Origin of the sequence: Paraburkholderia sp. 32 (assembly GCF_050435345.1) — a bacterium.
In the GTDB taxonomy this organism is placed as follows: Bacteria; Pseudomonadota; Gammaproteobacteria; order Burkholderiales; family Burkholderiaceae; genus Paraburkholderia; species Paraburkholderia tuberum.
In genome coordinates, this window is the sequence record NZ_JBNDKD010000001.1 from 3,284,219 (window position 1) to 3,300,122 (window position 15,904).

At 63.3% G+C, this 15,904-nt stretch carries 15 protein-coding genes and 1 pseudogene; 6 read left to right on the forward strand and 10 right to left on the reverse strand.

Translation table 11 applies throughout. From position 1 onward, the window contains the following. Positions 1 to 16: 16 nt before the first annotated feature. Complete coding sequence (locus OKW26_RS15140) at positions 17 to 430, reverse strand: RidA family protein (RefSeq protein ID WP_429354125.1); 414 nt, start codon at positions 428 to 430, stop codon at positions 17 to 19. A 17-nt stretch (positions 431 to 447) separates the two neighbouring features. After that, positions 448 to 1,281 carry a phytanoyl-CoA dioxygenase family protein gene (locus tag OKW26_RS15145; protein ID WP_429354126.1) on the reverse strand — a complete coding sequence of 278 codons (834 nt, stop codon included), beginning with the start codon at positions 1,279 to 1,281 and terminating at the stop codon, positions 448 to 450. Positions 1,282 to 1,821: 540 nt separating this feature from the next. Between OKW26_RS15145 and OKW26_RS15150 the strand changes: the two are divergent. Continuing rightward, positions 1,822 to 2,250 (forward strand): annotated as a pseudogene (locus OKW26_RS15150) (LysR substrate-binding domain-containing protein); the annotation flags it as partial. On the opposite strand, the gene OKW26_RS15155 reads toward OKW26_RS15150, so the two are convergent. Continuing rightward, complete coding sequence (locus OKW26_RS15155; protein ID WP_429354127.1) at positions 2,251 to 3,126, reverse strand: aldo/keto reductase family oxidoreductase; 876 nt, start codon at positions 3,124 to 3,126, stop codon at positions 2,251 to 2,253. It abuts the pseudogene before it with no gap. 107 nt (positions 3,127 to 3,233) lie between these two features. On the opposite strand from OKW26_RS15155, the gene OKW26_RS15160 reads away from it, so the two are divergent. After that, on the forward strand, positions 3,234 to 4,160 hold the full coding sequence (locus OKW26_RS15160; protein WP_429354128.1) for a LysR family transcriptional regulator: 927 nt from the start codon (positions 3,234 to 3,236) through the stop codon (positions 4,158 to 4,160). A 39-nt stretch (positions 4,161 to 4,199) separates the two neighbouring features. Here OKW26_RS15160 and OKW26_RS15165 read toward each other — a convergent pair whose 3' ends face one another. Beyond that, the gene (locus OKW26_RS15165) at positions 4,200 to 4,664 is read right to left on the reverse strand and encodes a response regulator (protein ID WP_429354129.1); all 465 of its coding nucleotides are present in this window, start codon (positions 4,662 to 4,664) and stop codon (positions 4,200 to 4,202) included. Positions 4,665 to 4,775: 111 nt separating this feature from the next. Between OKW26_RS15165 and OKW26_RS15170 the strand changes: the two genes are divergently transcribed. Beyond that, a complete protein-coding gene (locus OKW26_RS15170) occupies positions 4,776 to 5,996 on the forward strand; it encodes a sensor histidine kinase (RefSeq protein WP_429354130.1) in 1,221 nt (406 codons plus the stop codon). A 16-nt stretch (positions 5,997 to 6,012) separates the two neighbouring features. Here OKW26_RS15170 and OKW26_RS15175 read toward each other — a convergent pair whose 3' ends face one another. From OKW26_RS15175 to OKW26_RS15190, 4 genes are all read right to left on the reverse strand, one after another. Continuing rightward, positions 6,013 to 6,819 carry an oxidoreductase gene (locus OKW26_RS15175; RefSeq protein ID WP_184060687.1) on the reverse strand — a complete coding sequence of 269 codons (807 nt, stop codon included), beginning with the start codon at positions 6,817 to 6,819 and terminating at the stop codon, positions 6,013 to 6,015. 35 nt (positions 6,820 to 6,854) lie between these two features. Beyond that, positions 6,855 to 9,995, reverse strand: a complete 3,141-nt coding sequence (locus OKW26_RS15180; RefSeq protein ID WP_429354131.1) for an efflux RND transporter permease subunit — start codon at positions 9,993 to 9,995, stop codon at positions 6,855 to 6,857. Beyond that, entirely contained in the window at positions 9,992 to 11,107 is a 1,116-nt protein-coding gene (locus OKW26_RS15185) for an efflux RND transporter periplasmic adaptor subunit (RefSeq protein WP_429354132.1), read from the reverse strand. The genes OKW26_RS15180 and OKW26_RS15185 overlap by 4 nt, the downstream gene beginning before the upstream one ends. A gap of 83 nt (positions 11,108 to 11,190) precedes the next feature. Next, the gene (locus tag OKW26_RS15190) at positions 11,191 to 11,808 is read right to left on the reverse strand and encodes a TetR/AcrR family transcriptional regulator (RefSeq protein ID WP_184039356.1); all 618 of its coding nucleotides are present in this window, start codon (positions 11,806 to 11,808) and stop codon (positions 11,191 to 11,193) included. 76 nt (positions 11,809 to 11,884) lie between these two features. Here OKW26_RS15190 and OKW26_RS15195 point away from each other — a divergent pair, with 76 nt between their 5' ends. The 3 genes from OKW26_RS15195 (at position 11,885) to OKW26_RS15205 (ending at position 14,488) form a co-directional block, all read left to right on the forward strand. Then, positions 11,885 to 13,345 carry an efflux transporter outer membrane subunit gene (locus OKW26_RS15195; protein WP_429354133.1) on the forward strand — a complete coding sequence of 487 codons (1,461 nt, stop codon included), beginning with the start codon at positions 11,885 to 11,887 and terminating at the stop codon, positions 13,343 to 13,345. A 76-nt stretch (positions 13,346 to 13,421) separates the two neighbouring features. Continuing rightward, on the forward strand, positions 13,422 to 14,051 hold the full coding sequence (locus tag OKW26_RS15200) for a TetR/AcrR family transcriptional regulator (RefSeq protein ID WP_429354134.1): 630 nt from the start codon (positions 13,422 to 13,424) through the stop codon (positions 14,049 to 14,051). Between the two features lie 290 nt (positions 14,052 to 14,341). Next, positions 14,342 to 14,488, forward strand: a complete 147-nt coding sequence (locus OKW26_RS15205; protein ID WP_429354135.1) for a hypothetical protein — start codon at positions 14,342 to 14,344, stop codon at positions 14,486 to 14,488. Here OKW26_RS15205 and OKW26_RS15210 read toward each other — a convergent pair. Then, positions 14,480 to 14,731, reverse strand: a complete 252-nt coding sequence (locus OKW26_RS15210) for a hypothetical protein (RefSeq protein WP_429354136.1) — start codon at positions 14,729 to 14,731, stop codon at positions 14,480 to 14,482. The two genes, OKW26_RS15205 and OKW26_RS15210, sit on opposite strands and share 9 nt — an antisense overlap. Before the next feature lie 188 nt (positions 14,732 to 14,919). After that, complete coding sequence (locus OKW26_RS15215) at positions 14,920 to 15,870, reverse strand: hypothetical protein (RefSeq protein WP_429354248.1); 951 nt, start codon at positions 15,868 to 15,870, stop codon at positions 14,920 to 14,922. Between the last annotated feature and the right edge of the window lie 34 nt (positions 15,871 to 15,904).

Genomic DNA, 15,904 nt, shown 5'->3' on the forward strand with positions numbered 1-15,904 from the left:
ATCGGGGCCGAACCGCTCAGTCCTCGCCGCAGCCTGCCACGGCCACAGCCCGAATCTCGATGCACAACTCTGGCAGCGCCAATTGTGTTACGCCAACCGCGGTCCACGACGGATAGCGCGCCGGGAAGTACGCGTCCTTGACCGCCGAAAAGGCCTCCATTTCACCGCGTAAGTCCGTGTGAAAGGTGGTCAGCTCCACCACGTCGGAGAGGCCCGCGCCCGCCGTCTCGAGCACGGCTTTGAGGGACTCGAAGGCGATGCGGGCCTGCGCCGGCATGCCCTCGCCGGCTTTCATATCCGTGCCGATGCCGACCTGGCCGGAGACCCAGATCGTGTTCCGCACGCGGGTAGCGGGTGAAAAATGGTAAGTGTCGTAGAACGCCTGGAACGGCGGCGGGATGATCGATTGCCGCGTAGTGGACATTGTCATGATGGTGGCCCCTTTGGTCAGACGAGTTGACGGAAACACGGTGCGCGAAACGGATCCCATTCTTTCAACGCGGCAAGTTCTTCGATGAGCAAGACACCGGACGACGTGAAGCCCGAGACGCTCGGTTGCGGCAGCGGACTGAAAACCGCGTCGTCGCCGAAGAAGCGCAGCACGAGCGTATGGCGCTCTGGAAACGCGCGGTCCACCGCGCCGCCGCCGTGCAGCACGCCCGGATGCAGCAGCAGGACGTCACCGGGCTCCGTCGCCCACGAAATGATGTCGTAAGCAGCCGGGTTATCGCGGCGCTCAGCTTCGATATTCGGCAGGCGCGGCCAGACATCGCCGCCATGGAGAGGATCAGTCGGATCTTCAGCATTTTGAAAGGTCGTGCCATCGTGACGCGGACCTCGATGGGATCGCCGCACAATCTCAAGCGCATTCTGTTTGGGGACGCCCTCAAAGCTGATCCACGCATTCCCGAGGTGCATCCCCTCCCATGGCAGGTAGGACGTGTCCTGATGCCACGGCGAGCGACCGCTCCTGCCTCCACTTTTGAAAAACAGCTCCTCTGCGAAATACCAGACGTGATCCGAGGCCCACAGGTCCGCGAACAGTCGGCCGAACGGCAGTTGGCCAACCAGCTCGTCCAGACGCCCCTTCGCATACGGATTGGCGTTGTCGTTGTGGGTCTTGTGTACCGTGCCTTCGAACAGGCTGCAAGCCATAGGCCCGGGGTTCTCTATGCCCCAGTCGAAGACCTCCCGGCACCGGGCCAACTGCTGCTCGCTGAGAAGACCTTTGACCAGAACGGCGCCGTCCTCGGCGAACGCCTCGCGCGTGGCTTCATCCATGTCTGAACTCCTGAATCGTCAATCGGCAGCCCGGTTCAAAACGTTTCCCGCGGCGCCTTCGTAGAAAATACTACCAAAGTTAGGTCATAATACAAAAATAAAAAAAAGAAAAAAGAGAGGGAATTCCCTGCCTTCACAAGGTTGAGCACAAGATGCCAAGCCACGGTTAGAAGCAGAACGCGGCTCCTGTTCCTGCAAGCAGCTCGGGCGCCCGAGGTCCCACCTTCGAGGACGAAAGCGATGAGCGGGCTGTCCGAACCTCCTTGCTTTATTTTGTAAACATACCTATCTTAGTCTTTATGTACAGTATTTGTGGCCGTCTGGCATATCCGCACCTTTGGTAGTCGTGGCACAAGAGCGGTGCCGCGGCATCGAGAGGCGTGAGAACGTGGCTGGGAGCGGCTTTTGCCGCGAAACCGGGGGCGGCGCCCGTTAGCGACGGAAGGAGTGGGAGATGGTGATGTCCAACATTCTCAGCAATTGGATTTATATGGGCAGCAACGCATACGACGCATACACGTTCGTGCCTTGGCTGAAAGCGAAGGCGCGCCCGAAGGCTTGCGCCGTCGCGTGCTGTTTGCCGAGCGCTACGTGCTGGTCGGCCGCGCGGGTCATCCGAAGCTGAAGCGCCGGCCCACCCTCGCGCAGTTCTGCAAGCTCGAACACGTAATCGTGTCGCCCGATGGCGGCGGCTTTTTCGGCGTCACCGACGAGACGCGCGCGAAGGCGGGTCTCGCCCGCAAGGTCGTGCTGTCGGTGCCGCACTTTCTGTTCATGCAGTCGGTGCTCGCGAGCACGGCTCTCGGGGGGATGCTGCCCGCGCGTCTCGTGCGCGGCACGGACGCGCTGCGGATGGTCGAGCCGCCCGTCGAGGTGCCGGGCTACGAGATGGCGATGCTATGGCACGAGCGGGTGTATCGCGATCCCGCGCATCAATGGTTGCGGGAGTTCATCGCGGCATCGGTGTAATCAGCCCTTTTCAGCGCCGATCGCATTCAGTTGATCGAGCACCTCGTCGCTGAGCTTCAACTGCGCCGATTGCAGGTTTTCACGCAGATGAGTCACCGAAGACGTGCCCGGAATCAGCAGAATGTTAGGTGCCCGATGCAATAGCCAGGCAAGAGCGACCTGCATCGGCGTCGCCTCGAGCTTGCGCGCAAGCTCCGACAGTTCGGACGATTGAATCGGCGTGAAGCCGCCCAGCGGGAAAAACGGCACGTAGGCGATGCCCTGTTCCGCGAGCGCATCGATCAACGCATCGTCGTCGCGATGCACGAGGTTGTAGTGATTCTGCACGCACACGACCTTCGTGATGCGCTGCGCCTCGGCAATCTGCGCGGCCGTCACGTTGCTCAGGCCGACATGACGCACGAGCCCGCGCTGCTGCAGCTCGGCGAGCGCCGTGACCTGCTTTTCGATCGAGCCCTCGCTCGGCTCGTGCACGTTGCCCATCACGCGCATGTTGACCACGTCGAGCGCGTCGAGCCCGAGGTTGCGCAGATTGTCATGCACCGCCCGCTCGAGGTCGGCGGGCTCCTGCGCCGGCAGCCAGGCGCCGGCGCCGTCGCGCACCGCGCCCACCTTCGTCACGATCGTCAGATCGCGTGGATACGGGTGGAGCGCCTCGCGGATCAACTGATTGGTCACGTGCGGCCCGTAAAAATCGCTGGTATCGATGTGGTCGACGCCCGATGCGACCGCCTCACGCAGCACCGCGAGCGCCGCGTCGCGGTCTTTCGGCGGCCCGAACACGCCGGGGCCGGCCAGCTGCATCGCGCCATAGCCCATGCGCCGCACCGGGCGGCCGGCTAGTGCGAAAGTGTCGATGGAGCTGAAGTTCGGCATGACGATCTCCTTGTGAAGTGATGAGCGGCAGTATCGCCGGAATTGCGTTGTTGAATAAAGCGGTCTAACGTGTACGGGTTGTTCAAAATTCTGCACAATCAATCGTCATGGAACTGAATGATCTGGCCGCCTTCGTTTCCGTCGCCCGCGCCGGCGGCTTTCGCGACGCGGCGCGCGTGAGCGGCGTGTCGGCGTCGAGTCTGAGCGTCGCGGTGCGGCGCCTCGAAACGAAACTCGGGCTGCGGCTCCTGAACCGCACCACGCGCAGCGTCGCGCCGACCGAAGCCGGGCTGCGTCTGATCGAGAAGCTGACGCCGCTGTTCGGCGAAATGGAAGCGGCGCTCGACGTGCTGAACGGCTTTCGCGACAAACCGACCGGCACATTGAAGCTCAACGTGCCGTCGAGCGTCGCGCGCATCGTGCTGCCCGACGTGCTTGCGCGCTTTCTGAAGCAGTACCCGGATATTCGCGTCGAAGTGGTGGTCGAGGATGGTTTCGTCGATGTGCTGTCGATCGGTTGCGATGCGGGCATTCGCTACGATGAACGCCTCGAGCAGGACATGATCGCGGTGCCGATCGGCGCGCGCGTGCAGCGCTTCGCGACCGCCGCGGCGCCCGCGTATCTCGACGCGCACGGCCGTCCGCACCATCCCGGCGAATTGCTCGCGCATGCCTGCCTGCGCGGGCAATTCGCCAGCGGCGCGCTGCCGACCTGGTACTTCGAGCGCGACGGCGAGCTGCTGCAATTGAATCCGACGGGACCGCTGCTGGTGCGGCCCGGCGCCGCGATCGACCTCGCGGTCAGCGGCGCGGTCGCGGGCCTCGGCATCATTCACCTGTTCGAAGACATGCTGCGCCCGCATCTGGACAGCGGCGCGCTCGAAGCGATTCTCGAACCGTGGTGGCAGTGCTTTTCAGGGCCTTTTCTTTACTATCCGGGCCATCGTCATGTGCCCGCGCCGCTGCGCGCGTTCGTCGATTTCCTGAAGGCCGACTCAGCAAGTGTCCCAGACGATGACGTGGCACGGCGTTGACGTCATCGCACGACGGTGAACGCGGCGACGCGTGCCATATCAGCATCGTGGCGCGCAGAGCTGCGCGATCGTGGTCAGAAAGAGATCCGCGCCGATCGGCTTCAGCAGACATGCGCTGCAGTAATGCGCATCGCTGTCCGAAGGCGGCACCGCGGTATGGACCAGAATCGGTACGTTGACGGATAACGGCATCGATTTCAAACGGCGGCATAACTCCGCGCCGTCCATGACCGGCATCATCCAGTCCGTAACAATCAGGTCGGGAACGTGAGCGACGACACAAGCGAGTGCTTCGGCGCCGTTGCTCGCGCAACTCACCTCATACCCTTCGCTCTCCAGAATCAACCGCCATGCGGCTAGAATTTCCGGTTCGTCGTCGACCAGCAATATCGAATACATCATGTTTTGCGGACAAAATTTGCCTTCTCGTCTGATCAGAGTCTCGCAAGAGGTGTTCCACGAACGGCAATTGCGCGGATAATGACGCGGGTTGCCGGCGCGCATCGGGTCGCGTGGCCGATCGGCAGCGAAACAGGTTTGCGGTGCCCGCGCAAATCGAGGCGTTCGAACCGTTCGCGCGTTGTATGTTGTAGAAACTCCATTCCGGTATCCATCATGACCGACAGACGCGTGAGCCCGCTGCGCAACTTCGCCAACTTCATCCGCGCGGAACGGGGCGGCCTGACGCGGCAATGGATGCATGCCGTCTCCGCCGACGCCGATCTCGTCGAAGCGGACAAGCTCACTTATCGGCAACTGGCCGACCATCTGCCGGATATTCTCGACGAGCTGTGCCGGGCGCTCGATGCAGAAGATCTCGAGCGCGTCGAAACGTCGATCGAACGCGACGCGAAGAAGCACGGCAAGGTCCGTTGGCAGCAGGGCTACCGGATCGAAGAGCTGGTGCGCGAACTGGACCTCTTTCAGCAGGTGCTCTTCGAAGCGCTCGAAGAGTTCGTCGAACGCGACCGGACGTGCACGCGCCGTCACGAGAGCCGCGCGCGCCGCCTGATCGCCGAAGCATTCAGCGTGGTCAGGTATGAGTCGATCAAGGAAGCGGTCGCCGAACGCGATCGCAAGATCGACGAATACACGGGACGGCTCGAACGCGCGAATCACGAATTGACGCTCGAGCAACGGCTGGTCGGCGATCTATATGCATCGCGGATGCAGATCACGCGCAGCGTCGTGCACGATCTGCGCAATTTCCTCAACGCGTTTTCGGTCGCGCTGCAACTGGTCGAGCGAGCGCCGTCGAAAGCCGATACCGCATTGACGCTCGCGAACCGTCAGGCTGCCGACATGAAGCAGCTGGTCGACCAGATGGTCGAGTACTCGGTCGTGCTCGGAGATTCCGCGCCGCTCGTGCTCGAAGACGTCGATTTGCGCGAACTCTTCGACGAACTCGTCGCGTCGACGCGACCGTCGATCGAGGCGAAAGGGCTTGCGTTGCGCAGCGCATTCGACGCGGCGCTGCCGGTCGTCACGTCGAATCGGCTGAAGCTCAAGCAGATCGCGGTCAATCTGTTGACCAACGCGATCAAGTACACGAAGTCGGGGCAAGTCGAAATCCGGTTCGCGATGCATGGCGCCGAACACTGGGCGATTCGCGTCTCCGACACCGGCGTCGGCATTGCGCCCGCCGACGCGGAGCGCGTATTCGATGAGTTCGAGCGCGCGGCCTGCGACGAGATTCCGGGCACGGGGCTCGGGCTCGCGATCGTCAGGGAGCTATGCCGCGTGCTCGATGGGCAGATCGAGTTTGCGTCGCGCGAGGGCGTGGGGACCACGTTCGAGATCCGGTTTCCGCTGCGCCGAACCTTGGCCGCAATGTGATGCGTGGACGAGCGCTTCAACCAAGTCCGAATGTTTTCCTCAAGCTTGAATCGACGGGACCAGCGGGCATAAAGCGGCGTAACTTGCTCAGCAACGACGCCTGTCCGGCAGGCGTGCGACGCATCCGCCAGGCGCCAAGCGCCGCTTCGACAATAGTGTTGGCCACGCCCTCGGGCTCGGGGGCACCTTTGACACTGTTCACGACTGCGCTCATTGCAAGGGCACGCTCGCGGTCATAGTCGGCGATTTTCGAACCCGCCTGAGGCGCATTGATGTCGAGATTGGTCCTGGTAAAAGTCGGTTCGACCAGCGTTGCGCGTATGCCGAACTGGCGCACCTCATGATCGAGGGTTTCGGTCAGCCCTTCCACAGCGTGCTTGGACGCCGAATAGAGTCCCATGTAGGGCGCCGGGAGAAACCCGAGCACCGAACTGACATTGACGATCCTTCCACCGCGTTGTGCCCGCATGTGGGGGAGTACAGCCTGTGTCGCGCGCAGAATGCTGAATACGTTGGTATCGAACAGAGACGAGGCCTCGGCAGTCGACGTTTCCTCGACCGCGCCAATCATGCTCGTTCCTGCATTGTTGACGAGCACGTCGATTCGCCTGGCGCGATCGATGACGGACTGGATTCCAGCCTGGACCGAAGCATCGTTGCGAACATCCATCTCGACAAGCTCGACTCCCGAGATAGGCGCGGCTTTTGCGATGCTGCGCACGGTGCCAAATACGCGGCACCCCCGCCTGGCAAACTTCTCGGCGGCGGCGCGTCCGATACCCGATGACACGCCGGTAACAACGACAACAGTGGAATTCGACATGAACAGCTCCCTTCAGGTGAATTGATGGTGTTTTTTTAACTGTCCGCGTCGAGCGCGTCCTGCAGCGTTTGCTCGGAAGGCTGCACCTGCTCATGCCGATCTTTGCGCAAGCCGGCGATACGCTCGGGTCGAATCTTGAACCAGATCGAATACATCGCCGGCAGGAAGACCAGGGTCAGAATCGTCCCGGCGAACGTGCCGCCGATCAGCGTGTACGCGAGGGTCCCCCAGAACACCGAATGGGTCAGCGGGATGAAAGCGAGGATCGCCGCCATGGCCGTCAGGATCACCGGTCTGGCACGCTGCACGGTAGCTTCGACGACCGCATGGAACGGATCCAGCCCCGCCTGCTCGTTCTGGTGAATCTGTCCGATCAGGATCAGCGTGTTGCGCATCAGGATGCCCGATAGCGCGATGAGACCGACCAGCGCATTGATGCCGAACGGCTGCCTGAACAGGATCAACGTCGGCACCACCCCGATCAAGCCCAGCGGGCTGGTCAGGAACACCATGACCATCGCGGAGATCGAGCGCACCTGGAAGATGATGATGATGAGCGTAACCGCCAGCATGATCGGGAAGAGCGGCAACATGGCTTTCGTCGCTTTAGCCGATTCCTCGATGGAGCCCGCCTCTTCGATACGGTAGCCGGTCGGAAGCCTGGCGATGATGGGTTGAAGCTGCCTGGTGATCGCCGTCGATACGTCCGGCGGCTGAAGGTTGTCGGCGATGTCGCCCCGTACCGTGATCGTCGGCACGCGGTCCCGCCAGCGCATGATTGGTTCCTCCATGCGCACGTCGACCTTGCCCACCTGCGACAGCGGAATGCGTTGCCCGTTCGCGCCAGCCAGCGTGAAGTCGCCGAGCCGGGCCGGATCGAGACGAACATCGCCGGCCGAACGCGCGATGACCTGCACGGTTCGAATATCCTCACGCACGGCGGTGACAGGCACACCGGTTAGCAGGAATTGCAGTTGTTGCGCCACGGCGCTGGATGTCAGCCCCACCGCCTGCAGACGGTCCTGCTGCAACGTGAAGTGCAGCGTGGGCGAGCGCGTACCCCAGTCAGCGTTGACCGTACGCATCATCGGACTGGAGTCCATCACCTGCTCAACTTCTCCCGCAATACCGCGCAGCTTGTCCGGGTCCGGACCAGAGATACGGTAGGCGACCGGGAACGGCGAATACGGACCGAACACGAGTTGCGTGACCCGCACGCGCGCCTCGGAGGCGAGACCGTTGGCGACTGCCTGACGCAGTCGCTGCTTCAATGCGTCGCGCTCATCCTGGCTGTCCGTGCGCACCACGATCTTGGCAAACGACGGATCGGGCAGTTCCGGCCCCATCGCCAGGTAAAAGCGTGGCGCGCCTTGCCCGATGTATGCGGTGACGATCCTGGCTTCCTTCTGCTTCGCGAGCCACGCTTCGACCTTCGTCGTCGCGGCGCTGGTTTGCGAGATCGACGTGCCATAGGGCATCTGCACCTCGACCAGCACTTCGGGACGGTCGGAGATCGGGAAAAACTGTTTTTTGACCACGCCCATGCCGAGGATGGCCAGCACGAAGAGGCCCACGACCGAACCGGCGACCAGCCATTTGCGCGCGATGACGCGCGTGAGCAACTGACGGAAGCGGTTGTAGCGCGGCGTGTCGTAGATCGCGTCGTGACCGCCTTCGACCTTTTTGAAGTCGGGCAGCATCTTCACACCCAGGTAGGGCGTGAAGACCACGGCGACGACCCACGATGCGATCAGTGCGATGCCAACGATCCAGAACATGTTGCTGGTGTATTCGCCGGCCGTGGAGCGCGCGAAACCATTGGGCATGAAGCCGACGGCGGTCACCAGCGTGCCCGCCAGCATCGGCGCGGCCGTATGACTCCACGCGTAGGCGGAGGCGGCGATGCGGCCGTAGCCTTCCTCCATCTTTACCACCATCATTTCGATCGCGATGATCGCGTCGTCCACGAGCAGGCCGAGCGCGAGGATCAGCGATCCGAGCGTGATGCGATCGAAGTTCTTGCCGGTTGCGGCCATCACCACGAACACCACCGCGAGTGTCAGCGGTACGGCCGCGGCAACGACGAGGCCCACCCGCCAGCCCATGCTGACGAAACTCACCAGCATGACCACCAGCAGCGCGACGAAAAACTTGAGCATGAACTCGTCGACCGCCGAATGAATGTTGACGGCTTGATCGGTGACTTTGGTCAGGCTCATGCCTAGCGGCAGCCCGGCGTTGATTGCGCCGACCTCGCTGTCCAGCGCCTTGCCGAGATCGAGCCCGTTCCAGCCGTCGCGCATGACGATGCCCAGCAGCAGTGCCGTTTCGCCGTTGTTGCGGATCATGAACGTCGCCGGATCTTCATAACCACGCGTAACGGTGGCGATGTCCGACAGCTTCAGCGTGCGGCCCTGCGCTACGACCGGCGTGTCGCGGATCTTCTGCAGGTTGTCGAAGGCACCGTCCAGGCGAATGAACACCTCCGGACCTTTGGTCTCCACGGAGCCGGCCGGCGTCAGGGCATTCTGACCGTTGAGCGCGGCGAACACGTCCTGGGGGCTCACGCCCAGCGTTGCCAGCCGGTCATGTGAGAGCTCGACATAGATCCGCTCCGCCTGCTCACCGATGATGTTGACCTTCTTCACGCCCGGCACGTGCAGCAGCCGTTGGCGCAGCGTCTCGGCATCGCGAACGAGCAGGCGCTGCGGTTCACCCTTCGCCTTCAACGCAAACAGCGCGAAGGTAACATCCGCGTATTCGTCGTTGACCATCGGTCCGATCACGCCGGATGGAAGATTGCCCGCCTCGTCGCTGATTTTTTTCCGGGCCTGGTAGAACTGCTCCTGCACTTCCGACGGCGGCGTGCTGTCGAGCAAGGTCAAGGTCGTGAAGGCCAGCCCAGGCCGTGTGTAGGTCTCGGTCCGGTCGTACCAGCGCAGCTCCTGCATGCGCTTTTCGATCTTCTCGGCGACCTGATCGTGCATTTCCTGCGCCGTGGCTCCCGGCCATGCGGTGATGATGGTCATCACCTTGACCGTGAACGCGGGGTCTTCCGCCCGGCCCAGCTTGAAGAACGAAACGAGCCCTGCCAGAGAAATCAGGCAGATCAGGAACAGGGTGATGGAGCGCTCGCGCACGGCGAGCGCCGACAGGTTGAAACGGCCTTCGCTCACGGACGGGCTCCCTCGGCCGTCATGGCGACGGCTTGACTTGTCACCCGGACCTGCTCGCCTTCGCGCAGCAGCTGCGCGCCGAGCGCGACGATCCGGTCGCCTTGCTTGATCTCACCGGCGACGCGAGCACTATCGTCGTCCAGATGTTCGACAGTAACCGGCCGCCAGGCAACCTTTGACGGCTCGCCGTTGATGACCCACACCCCCGGTCCCTTGCCCGCGTCAAACAGCGCGCCGATCGGCACCTGCAAACCGCCTTGCACCGCGGAACGCGCGTCCGGAATCTGGACCGTGACGGTGGCGCCCAGTGGGGCGTCGGCCAGCTCTCCCTGCAGCACATACCGCGCTTCAAAGGTCCGGGTACGAGGATCCGCCGTATCCGAAAGCTGGCGCAGCGTCGCCGGCACGCTAACACCGCCGTTGCCGAACAGCGTGGCCTGGGCGACCGAACCGATTGCGGGGCGTAGGGTTTCGGGTAGCTGGATGACAGCCTCGCGGCGCCCGGCGTGCGCCAGGCGCACCACGGGCTGCCCGGCGCTGACGACCTGGCCCGGTTCGGCCAGCGTTTCCATCACGACGCCATCGCCGTCCGCCAGCAGTTCGGCATAGCCAGTCGCGTTGCGCGCAACGTCGGCGTCGGCCTCGGCCGCGCTGAGCTGCGCTTTGGCGGCGTCGGCCGCCGCCTTGATCTGGTCGTAGGCCGATGCCGATATCGCGCCGGTGCCGCGCAGGTCGCGGTAGCGCTCTTCGTCCTGCGCGGTCTGCTGCGCCCGTGCTCGCGCGGCGGTGACCGCGTCCTGCCGGGCCTGCGCGGCAAGCCTCAGATCGATGGGGTCGAGGCGCATCAGCAGCTGGCCGCGTTTGACGGTTTGCCCGGCATCCACCAGCCGCTCGAGCACCTTGCCGGAGACGCGAAATCCCAGGTCGCTCTGCACGCGCGCGGCGACGGTTCCGGTAAACGAACGGGAGGCGGGGATCGCCGCCCGAGCGATGGCGGTACGCACCAGGGGCGCTTCGGTGCGCGGATCGGACGGTGCTTTTGCGCCGCAGGCGGCTAGCGCAAGTGCCAGTGCACAGACGACTGTAGAGGTAGCAAGGCGACGCCGGAGCATGAAAGACCCATTGACGGAGTGATCGGGGCTTTCATTATGGTTCTAGTGACCAAATTAGTCAATGGTCACAACCGAGATTTCCATCAAGGCGACAGACTGCGGAGCACGAGACCGGACAGTTGTGCAGGCGCGACCTTGGTGTAATCAAAGCTGTACTGCAGGAGCATTGGGTTCAGGTAGGGGCGCAACACCAGATAGATCGCCATCGCAGTCTCATCGAGGGGTGTTTTGCGCTCGAAGTCCCCGCTTTGCCGACCCTCCTGGAGGACGTCCCGAAGCAGCTTCTGGACGCGCTCTTCATACGCAAGCACCGCCTGCCAGTTCTCCGTGGCCGCCGATGCGGCAATCTCGTAGAGCTTGCGGTCCTGGAAAAACAGACGGAGGCTCGCTTCCGTGAAGACGTTGAACATCCGCCGCAGCTTCTCCGGTGGCAGATCGGTCTGTGCGACGGCCGACCTGACCTCGGTTTCGATCTCGTGCAGGCAGTTCGCGCAAATCATCTCGCCAATGGCCTGCTTGGACTCGAAGAACTTGTAGATGTAGGCCTTGGAAAACCCGATCGCCTTGGCGAGGTCTGAGACCGTCGTTTTCTCGTAGCCATACCGGCTGAAGTGCTCGGTGGCGGCGACAACGATCTGATCCCGTACCTCGTGGTCAGCGGGGCCGCGCGCCGGGATGGGGGAACTGGTGGCTTTTTTCATGGGTATAGCATACAGGAATGGACAACCAGTGACTATTTGGTATTATAGTCACCACCGGAATCTTGCGAAGACGCTCATGCTACCCAAACCCATCCTTGCCGCGGTTATTGCCGCCAGTCTCTCGGCTGGCTGCGCTGTAGGCCCCGATTATGTCCGGCCCAATGTAGCCATGCCCGAGCAGTTCCAGGGCCAGGCCGCGGTGGATCACCGGCACGCGGCGGCCAGTGCCGACCTTGTCACGTGGTGGACGGGTTTCGATGATCCGCAACTGACACGATTCGTCACGCTCGCACTGGATCAGAACCTGGACCTCGCGCAGGCCGCCGCTCGCGTCTCGCAGGCGCGCGCGGGACTTGGCGCGGCGAATGCCGCGCTGCTGCCGTCCGGCACTGTCAGCGGGCAGGCGGCGCGAGTCTACCAGTCGGTTGAGACCCCCTTGGGGCGAGTCCTGAATTCGACGCCCGGTTTCGATCGCTATGGCAATGATTACGAGGCTAATTTCAACGCGAGCTGGGAACTGGATGTGTTTGGTGGCCTGCGTCGCGGGCGGGAAGCGGCACTTGCCGAATACCAGGCTTCGGAAGCCGGTGCGGTGGCCACGCGCCTGGCAGTGGCGGCGCAGACTGGCGACATTTACATCACGATTCGTGGATTGCAGGCCCGTCTGAAGGTTGCCCGGCGGCAGGTGCAGACGCAGCAGGATCTGCTTTCGACCATCAACCTCCTGTATAGCAAAGGATTGGCGGCCGACCTTCAGGTGAGCCAGGCCGAAGGTGCGCTGTCCCAGGTTCAGGCATCCGTCCCGGTCCTCGAGGCGGGTCTGGATGCTGCGATAAACGCGCTGGATGTAATGCTGGGTTCACAGCCCGGCACGCATCGAGCCGAACTGGTCGAAGCTGGTGACATCCCGGTCGCCCTGCGGATCGCGGACACAGGATCGCCGGGTGAGTTACTCAGGCGCCGGCCCGACCTGATCGTGGCCGAGCGTCGCCTCGCCGCATCGAACGCGCGCATCGGCGTGGCCATCGCCGAGTATTACCCCAAGGTGTCGCTCAGTGGACTGCTCGGCAGCGCTACCTCGGTGGCCAGCGGCAACCTGTTCAGTACCGGCGCCAATCAGGCCGCCGGCGTGCTGGGGCTGCGCTGGCGTCTGTTCGATTTCGGCCGCATCAATGCGCAGATCGAGCAGGCCAAGGGGCAGCAGGCGGAAATGCTGGCCGCGTATCGGCTCGCCGCGCTTCATGCAACCGAAGACGTCGAGAACTCATTCTCGGCACTCGTGAAGCGCGAGCAAGAGGCCGCGGTGCTCGCCCAGGGAGTGGATTCCCTCGGTCGCGCTCGAGCGGCCTCGTTCGCAGCCTATCAAAAAGGCGTCGTCAGCCTGATCGAAGTCTTGCAGGCCGACGACAACCTGCTACGCGCCTCGGACGAGCGGGTGCAGGCGCAAACGGAATCCGCACGCGCAGCCGTTGCTGCCTTCAAGGCGCTTGGTGGCGGATGGCAACCTCCCGAATCCGAAGCGGTCGCCTTCAAATAGCAGCCCTACGCACCAAACGATTTGCGAGGAGCGTGGATTTTGGCCATCGTTCTTTGCCATATGAGCGCTTTGCCGCATGCCACACAAACGAATGACGCGAGCAGAAAGTCGTGAGCGAACCCGGCGGCGCTTGCTCGACGCAGCAGCGTCGAGCATCGCCGAAAAAGGGTTTGCTGCGACTAGCGTGGAGGATATCGCAGCCCAGGCCGGCTATACCCGCGGCGCGTTTTACTCGAACTTCAGCAGCAAGAGCGATCTATTCGTCGAACTGCTCCGTCTCGATCACCAGAACATGCAAGAAAACTTGCAGAAGCTGCGAGACGCCGCACCGTCCAGCGAAAACCTGCAAGTGCAGCTCACCTTGTTGTACGCGCAGTGCTATCGCGACGACAACAACTACATCATCTGGGCTGAGGCACGTTTGCATGCCATGCGTGACGCAGAATTCCGACAACATGTGAATGCCTTATGCCTGCAAAAGCGCGACATGATCGCGTACTTCATTGAGCAGCTATGCAAGCGCCTCAACATACAGTTGCCGGGCCCTTTCGCCGACCACGCGCTCGCCGTTATCGCATTGGTCGACGGCATCCTCTACTTCAACATGACGATGCCCAATGATCTGTCGATCGCTTCGGCCGAAGCGATTTTGAGCAACGTTTTGACAAAGATGTTCTGCAATGCACCAGTCCTGACTGAAACATAGTTTGATCTTGCGCCTCCTCCACAAATACCCGGTCAAGCGATTCAATCCATTAGTTGGTATCAGCCACACACCAGTCAATCAGCGAGGTCGTCGATGAACTGGACCTTGCGTTAGCTGTGGCCGATGGGTCGTTTGTGAGTAAGAAGAGTGCCATCACCCAGGCGCGGCAGCGTCGGCGTGGCGCCACTGGCGGTGGCTGTTTCACGAATCAGCCAGAAACTGGATTGCGCAGAATCAGGACCGATACCTCTTCAAGGGATTCTCGCTGTTCGCGATGAGGCTATCGCCGCATGCGTCTCGACACGCTGCCGACGATGCAAGCAGCGCTCGGCCTCTACGCATCGCTGGGATTCGAGCCCATCGACGCCTACGTGTCCAATCCGATCCCCGGCGCGATTTTTCTGGAACGCGATCTGACGCGGCCGCGTTCAATGTAATGGCGGTGCAGGCCTGACCCGGCCTGCAGGTATGCACTCGCTCATTGCCCCGTTCTGCTGGCTCAAGCCACGCACGACCACCTCGGACGATTTGCCGTCACGCCGCGCGAGTTCGGCCAGATCGAGCAACGCGGCGTAGCGCGCGGAACAGTCGCTCGCCGCGCCGGCGGCGGGGTTCGCGCGAAGGTCGTCGTTGGCGTCGCCGGCGTCGATGACTGCGTTGACCGCCAGCAACGTCGCCACGACGATCGTCGCGAGCGCGACCGTTTTGCGGAGCGCGCCCCGCGCAGCCCTTTGCGCTCGCGAGTGACGCTCCCCCTCAGCAGATGGTGGACACGAGCCCGCCATTTCGCACATCGCGTCGCACCGCGCGGCGCGACGTGAGCGCCACGATTCTACGCAGGTTCTGATTCTCATCGCCGCGCTCATCGTCAGGCCCAATGCGCCGGCACCCACACGCGCCCGACCCAATGGCCCGGCACCCAGACCACAGCCCGCGGCGCGACATACACGGGACGCGGCGCGACGTAGACGGCCGGCGGCGGGGGCGGCGCCACGACCACCACCGGCGGCGGAACATAGGCCGGCGGAGGCGTCACCACGACCGGCGGCGGCACGTACACGACCGGCGGCGGGACGACGACCGACGGAGGCGGCGCCACGACCACCACCGGCTTCGGCGCAACGACCACGGTCGTACCGGTCGCCGTCGTGGTCCCGCCCGCGACCACCACGCCGCCTGTTACCACCGTACCGCTCGACGTCGCCGTGTGGCCTTGCGTGCCGGTCACGCTCGTCGAAGTCGTCACGACGCCGGGCGCGACCCGCGTCGCGGTGCCTGAGTGATAGACGTTGTTGTTGTCCGGACCCGTCACCGTGCCCGAGCGCGCGCAGGTCGACCCCGCGCAATTCGTCGACGCAGAATGATTGACCGTATTGCCGTTCGACCCGCTGATCGAGCCCGACGACGAATACTGGCCCGGCGCGGTGCGCGTCACGTCGCCGGACGTCGTCGCCGTTTTGCCGTCGGGACCGGTCAGCGTGCCGCTATGCGAGCAGGAGCCGCCCGCGCAGCTGGTGTCGCCCGAGTGCTGCACCGAGTTGCCGTAGCGGCCCGTCGCGGTACCCGAGTTCGAGAACTGGCCGGGCGCCGTGCGCGTGACCGTGCCAGTGTTGCTCGCGACGCCGCCATAGGGGCCGGCCACGCTGCCCGCATGCGAGCAGCTACCGCCGCCGCACGAGCCGTAGTGCGCGCCGTTATAGACGCCGCGCGACGTGTACGCGGTGCCGTGACCCGACCACGCGAACGCCGATGCGCTGCCGAGCGCGAGCACGGCGGCGGCCGCGCCGAGCACCACCTTGCGCAGCGCGCCTCGCGCCATGCTGGCGCAGACCCTGTCGGAACCTGCGAATGAA

Coding starts and splice junctions, on each gene's coding strand:
- OKW26_RS15155 (WP_429354127.1), bottom strand. CDS start 3,126: ATGCCGAACTTCAGCTCCATCGACACTTTCGCACTAGCCGGCCGCCCG.
- OKW26_RS15195 (WP_429354133.1), top strand. CDS start 11,885: ATGCTACCCAAACCCATCCTTGCCGCGGTTATTGCCGCCAGTCTCTCG.
- OKW26_RS15160 (WP_429354128.1), top strand. CDS start 3,234: ATGGAACTGAATGATCTGGCCGCCTTCGTTTCCGTCGCCCGCGCCGGC.
- OKW26_RS15215 (WP_429354248.1), bottom strand. CDS start 15,870: ATGGCGCGAGGCGCGCTGCGCAAGGTGGTGCTCGGCGCGGCCGCCGCC.
- OKW26_RS15190 (WP_184039356.1), bottom strand. CDS start 11,808: ATGAAAAAAGCCACCAGTTCCCCCATCCCGGCGCGCGGCCCCGCTGAC.
- OKW26_RS15170 (WP_429354130.1), top strand. CDS start 4,776: ATGACCGACAGACGCGTGAGCCCGCTGCGCAACTTCGCCAACTTCATC.
- OKW26_RS15140 (WP_429354125.1), bottom strand. CDS start 430: ATGACAATGTCCACTACGCGGCAATCGATCATCCCGCCGCCGTTCCAG.
- OKW26_RS15200 (WP_429354134.1), top strand. CDS start 13,422: ATGCCACACAAACGAATGACGCGAGCAGAAAGTCGTGAGCGAACCCGG.
- OKW26_RS15175 (WP_184060687.1), bottom strand. CDS start 6,819: ATGTCGAATTCCACTGTTGTCGTTGTTACCGGCGTGTCATCGGGTATC.
- OKW26_RS15145 (WP_429354126.1), bottom strand. CDS start 1,281: ATGGATGAAGCCACGCGCGAGGCGTTCGCCGAGGACGGCGCCGTTCTG.
- OKW26_RS15165 (WP_429354129.1), bottom strand. CDS start 4,664: ATGCGCGCCGGCAACCCGCGTCATTATCCGCGCAATTGCCGTTCGTGG.
- OKW26_RS15185 (WP_429354132.1), bottom strand. CDS start 11,107: ATGCTCCGGCGTCGCCTTGCTACCTCTACAGTCGTCTGTGCACTGGCA.
- OKW26_RS15205 (WP_429354135.1), top strand. CDS start 14,342: ATGCGTCTCGACACGCTGCCGACGATGCAAGCAGCGCTCGGCCTCTAC.